The 5,749-nt window shown below is 55.6% G+C and carries 3 protein-coding genes; 2 read left to right on the plus strand and 1 reads right to left on the minus strand.

Annotated features, from left to right (window positions below):
• Positions 1 to 2,778: PSD1 and planctomycete cytochrome C domain-containing protein (locus ABX962_RS28365; RefSeq protein ID WP_372724510.1), on the minus strand; the 2,778-nt coding region annotated here is incomplete at its 3' end.
• A 212-nt stretch (positions 2,779 to 2,990) separates the two neighbouring features.
• Between ABX962_RS28365 and ABX962_RS28370 the strand changes: the two genes are divergently transcribed.
• Both ABX962_RS28370 and ABX962_RS28375 read left to right on the plus strand, forming a co-directional pair.
• Positions 2,991 to 4,349: an enolase C-terminal domain-like protein gene (locus tag ABX962_RS28370; protein ID WP_372724512.1), complete on the plus strand. Its 1,359-nt coding sequence runs from the start codon at positions 2,991 to 2,993 to the stop codon at positions 4,347 to 4,349.
• Between the two features lie 75 nt (positions 4,350 to 4,424).
• Positions 4,425 to 5,696: a serine hydrolase domain-containing protein gene (locus ABX962_RS28375; RefSeq protein WP_372724513.1), complete on the plus strand. Its 1,272-nt coding sequence runs from the start codon at positions 4,425 to 4,427 to the stop codon at positions 5,694 to 5,696.
• Positions 5,697 to 5,749: the final 53 nt, after the last annotated feature.

The raw sequence follows: 5,749 nt of genomic DNA on the forward strand, positions 1-5,749 counted from the left end.
CGGGGTGTTGGTCAAGTTCATCTTGACTTCGCATGTTTGTCGTTTGGCCGAATCAAAGAACACCGTCGGCCCTACGATGCGCCGCCAAAATGTGTACAGCGAGCGGCGATAAAGTTTCTCGTCCGTATCGGCTTGATAGCGAATTTTGCCAAACGTCGCCTCGGCCCAAATCCCGTCGGGTTGGTACGGTTTGACAGGCGGTCCGCCCCGCGACGGATTCAATAACCCGCTTGCCGCCAATGCATGATCGCGAATCATCCACGACGGCATGCGATAACGTGGTGCCCGTGAAAGCAGGATGTTCTCGGGGTCCTGCTCTAGCAACTCGGACGTCACCTGGGCGGATTGCCGATACGTATCGCTGGTCACGATCAAGCGATGCATCTTCTTGACATCCCAGCCGGACTCGACAAATTCAACCGCCAACCAATCCAACAAATCAGGGTGCGTGGGCTGCGTCCCCTGCAAGCCAAAATCGTCCATCGTCGAAACGATCCCGCGGCCAAAAAAAGTCTGCCAATAGCGATTCACGGTCACACGAGCCGTCAGTGGGTTCTCGGGCGATACGATCCAGCGGGCGAGATCGAGTCGTGTCGGCGGCGTGCCGTCCGCTTTTTCGGGCAATGGCGGCAACATGCTCGGGACGTTGGCAACGACTTTCTGATCCGTCACATCGTTATAGATTCCTTTGACTAACACAAAGGTTTCGCGAGGTTTCTCTCGCGTGTCCATCACCATCACCGGTACGGGTTTTGACTTGGACTGCAGTTGGGAAAGCTGGCGGCGAGCGGCGGTCAGTTTGCGAGCAATTTCACTCGTCGGTTCCCAGTGATGCATGCGAAAATGCATTCGCAGTGCCGCTCGATCCGCATCGCTTCGTTGTGAGGGATTCCTTAGCAAGATCTCGGCGACTTTGGCGTCATCTCCCTCGGGCTGCTTGATGTCGGTCACGCTCAAACGGAACCGAGCTAACGTGTGGTGCGTGTGCTGCGATTCAAAACGAAGCGTGATACTCAACACGGTCGTGTCGCCGAGTTTGACGGGTTGATCGAAAAAGAACTCCGCCCAACGCGGTTCTTTCTTTGTGTGTCCGCTAACAGACCAACCGTTATCCTTTCCGCTCTTACCGTCAATTGCCTCGCTAACGGGAAGTCCGTTTTGAGAAAAATCGGCTTTCGCACGTGCCAATTTGATCGGCGTGCCTTTAGCGTCAGCGAGATCCGCGGGACGCGTCGCAACTTCGATTTCGCTCAACACAAAGTTGCCATTTTCGTCTCGTCCCGTTCCTTTTCCTGGCGACGTTGGATCCACCAACGCATCCAACCGGATACCGCTGATGCGGTCCAGGCGGGGAGCAAACGTGATTTCATAGACATCCTTCTCAGGACGTTCGCCAGTCACATGCAACGAAAAATCATCTCGTTTCGTGATCGTGGCCCCGCCGGTCGAACGCGACTGCGTTGCATCGAGCTGATGCCACTGCGGTGAATCCTTCGTCAAACTCGCTTCGTTCCAAGGCAATTCCCAAGCGGCTTGGGCCGCGTCTGCTTGCTCGGACTGTTCTAGCAACTGCGCCGTCAACTGATCGATGCGACGCTGTTGTTGTTCAAGTTCACTGCGTGTTTTGGCGGGCACATAGTCCATTGCCGGTGGAACGGCCAGCCCACCGACGATACGCCCTTCTTCGGAGGTTTGATTGAAGAAATCGGTAAAGGCAAAGTAGTCTACGTTGGAGGTCGGATCGAATTTGTGGTCGTGACAACGAGCACACTGCAGCGTCAGCCCCAACCAAACCGTGCCCGTCGTTTCGGTGCGGTCAAAGACATTATCGACACGCGTTTCTTCGGCAATTCGGCCTCCTTCGCCATTATGCATGTGATTGCGATTGAACCCAGACGCAAGCTGCTGTTCCGGAGTGCAATTCGGAAGCAAGTCGCCCGCAATTTGCTGAATAGTGAATTCATCGAACGGCATGTTGTCGTTCAGCGCGTTGACCACCCAATCACGCCAAGGCCACATCGAACGCACCGGATCGCCTTGGTAACCGCTGGTGTCGGCATAACGAGCCGCGTCGAGCCATGGCCACGCCATCCGCTCGCCATAGTGAGGCGACTGCAACAAACGGTCGACCAAGTTTTCATAGGCAGCGGGTGAATCGTCAGCAACAAACGCCTCGACCTGCTCGGGCGTTGGCGGCAAGCCAGTCAAATCCAAGGTGACACGGCGAATCAGAGTCCGCCGGTCGGCCTGAACCGACGGTCGCAAATTATTTTGTTGCAATCGTTTGCGAATAAAAAAATCGATTGCATTGGCTTCCGACTTCGGTACATCTGGACGCACCGGTTTCTCAAACGCCCAGTGGCTGCCCCACTCGGCTCCTTCGGCGATCCAGCGTCGCAGAATCTCGATCTCCGATTGGCTCAGCGGTTTACGATGCGACTGCGGCGGTGGCATCAACCTATCTTCGTCGTCAGTGATGATCCGCGAAAGCAATTCGCTTTCATCAGGCTGCATCGGCACGATCGCCCCGATCTCATCGACGGCCGATTCACGTCGGTCCAATCGTAGATCGGCTTCGCGGTGTTCTTCGTCAGGGCCGTGGCAATGGAAACAGCGGTCCGACAAAATTGGCAACACATCCCTGCTAAACCGCACCGGAGCGTCCGCAGCGCAGACACAAGGAGCGATTAACAAGGAAACGGACAACAGTAGCCATGAGGTGGGAAAGCGTGGTGGGATCATGCACGCCATTTTAAACGACAACGAGGGCGAGTTCATGCGGGTTTGCACACGTTAGAGCTGGATTTTTAACTTCCCCATTTTTGATGTTTAATTTCGGACTGTTTTTGTGATCTTTCGGACTTGGGCCACGTTCTCATTTTCACCGTCCTGAACCCCACGTCGCGGTCGTTTCAGCTTACGTGACGGCGAGCGTGCGTGACGCTAAGATGATTTGCCGCTCCTACTGCCCCCCCTCGCCTGGTTCTCGCATGTCCAATCGCAGCATCCAAATCACCTCGGCAAACGTTTTCGATCTTCGCGTTCCGACATCCGACCAAATGTTAGGGTCCGACCCGTTTCATCTTCAGCCCGACTACTCGTCGGCGGTCTTGCAATTAGATACCGACTCGGGATTGCGAGGCGTTTCGATTGTGTTCACCGTCGGCGCGGGCACGGACTGGATTTGTCACGGCATTCGAGACCTTTGCCAACTCTTGATCGGAACGACGCTCGACGAATTTGCAGAATCTCCGATCACCTTGTATCGCCGTTTGATCGACCACCATCAATTGCGCTGGCTGCACGACGGTGTGTTCCGCATGGCCGCCGGCGCCGTGATCAATGCAATGTGGGACCTGTGGGCCAAGTCGCTTGAGAAGCCGCTTTGGAAATTGATGGTGGATTTGGAACCTGAATTTGTCGTTCAGTGCATCGATTGGCGGAACCTGCGCGATGCGTTAACTGAACAAGAAGCGTTGACACTCTTGCAAAACGCACGCCGTCACGTCGCCGACCGAGAAACTGAATTGCGAGAGCGCGGTCCCAAGGCGTACTGTACCGCAGGATGGCTGGGGCTGAGCGACGAAGAGATCGTTGCCACCATCGACAGGTTACGCGAGCAAGGGTTTGATTCTTTCAAACTGAAAGTCGGTCGCGACCTGGACCATGACGTCAAACGAATTGCGTTTCTTCGCAGCGTTGTCGGCCCCGAGTGCAACCTGATGGTCGATGCCAATCAATACTGGGGTGTCCCGGAAGCGAAGCGACATTTGGAACAATACCGTGATTTTGATTTGAAGTGGGTCGAAGAACCGATTGCGCGAGACGATGTATTGGGCTACGTCGACCTTGCAGAAACCTTCGCCGATGCAAGTTTTGGTTTCGCTTGTGGCGAACACGCCGCGTCGCCTGTGATTTTCAAACAACTGCTAAAAAGCAAGGCGATCAAATATTGCCAGATCGATGCCACTCGCGTCGCCGGAGTGAACGATGTGATGGCGATCGTCTTGATGGCGGCCAAATTCGGCATCCCGGTTTGTCCCCACGGAGGCGGCATTGCGCTGTGCAACATGATCCAGCATTACAGTGTTTGGGACCAAATCGCCGTTTCGGGAACATCCGAAACCCAGTTGGTGGAATACATCGACTTTCTGCAGGAAGCGGTCGAGCATCCGGTTCGCACTCGCAACGGACACTACGTCACGCCCACCGCTGCGGGATGGGGGCTGGAATTTGCACCTGCGTTTATCGATGAGTACTGTTTTCCTGACGGAACGGCATGGCGAGACCGCAGTCATCTGCGAAAAGGAGTGGCCTTTGAAGCCATCCCGTCGCAATCGACTCGGTAGCCCCACAGTGGCCGACGACCTCACGCCCCCTTCCCGCTATCTGATTCATCTTCGTCCCTCTCCGGTGTTCCCGATATGATTCGCTCGATCCTTTGCATGATTGCCCTATTGACCATCGGTGACGAATGCTTGCAGGCGCAAACTGCAGATGTCGCAACGAAGAAGTTACCCACCGCGGACGCGGCGGACGTTGGCATGTCGGCCGACGCGCTCGCCAAAGTGGACGAGGCGATGCAGGAATCGATTGACGATAACCGCATCCCCGGCGGGGTCGTGATGATCGCCCGTCACGGCAAAATCGTGATGCATCAAGCCTATGGCAAAATGGATCTCGAAGCCGACAAGCCAATGAAGCCCGATACGATCGTGCGAATCTATTCGATGAGCAAAGCGATCACGACCGCGGCGGCACTGATGCTGTACGAAGATGGAAAACTGGATATCAACGATCCCGTTTCAAAATATCTACCTGAACTTAAAAACGTGCAAGTTGCCTCGGACGGCGAAACGCATCTGGCCACACAGACGATGACGATCGCTGATCTGATGCGGCATACGGCTGGCTACACGTACGGTCGATCGGGGAACCTGCTTCATGACGAAGCATTCAAGGAACTCGACATGCTGCAGCGAGACGACTCGCTCGAAACGATGCAAACCAAACTCGCTAAATTGCCATTGGTGTTTGAACCGGGGACCGATTGGCAATACGGCATCTCGATCGATGTGCTTGGCCGCGTCGTCGAAGTCGTCTCGGGTGACTCACTTGGCGATTTTCTTCGCAAACGAATCTTCGATCCGCTTGGGATGAAGGACACTGGCTTTTTTGTTCCCGCCGACAAAGTGAACCGTTTTGCCGCAAACTACAACACCGACGGCAAAGGCGAATTGACGCTCGGCGATGCGCCGGCCGAAAGCCCTTATTTAAAAGCCCCCGCGTTTGAATCGGGTGGCGGCGGTCTGGTCTCTACCGCCGAGGACTACATGCATTTCTTGCTGATGATCGCGGGGGGTGGCGAATTCGACGGCACGCGTTTGCTGAAGCCAGAAACGGTCGCGATGATGACGACCAACCAAGTCCCCGAAAGCGTCGGCTGGATCAAGTTTGGCAAGGAGGTTCGCGGCGGAGTCGGCTTTGGATTTGGGTTCTCGGTGCGTGAATCGATGAGTGATTGGGATCCCGATGGCCGTGTCGGCGAATACGGGTGGGGCGGTGCCGCCAGCACGCATTACTGGGTGTCCCCAAAAGACGAATTGGTGGTCATCACGCTTGAACAGATCATGCCGTACCAATGGCTGACCGAATTCAAGCTAAAAGGCCTGATCTACGACGCGATTCTCAAGTAGAATTCCGCCCAGTAGAATCGGCCCCCCCCCCCCCCCCCCCCCCCCCCCCCCCC

Source organism: Novipirellula sp. (assembly GCF_041583735.1).
In the GTDB taxonomy this organism is placed as follows: domain Bacteria; phylum Planctomycetota; class Planctomycetia; order Pirellulales; family Pirellulaceae; genus Novipirellula.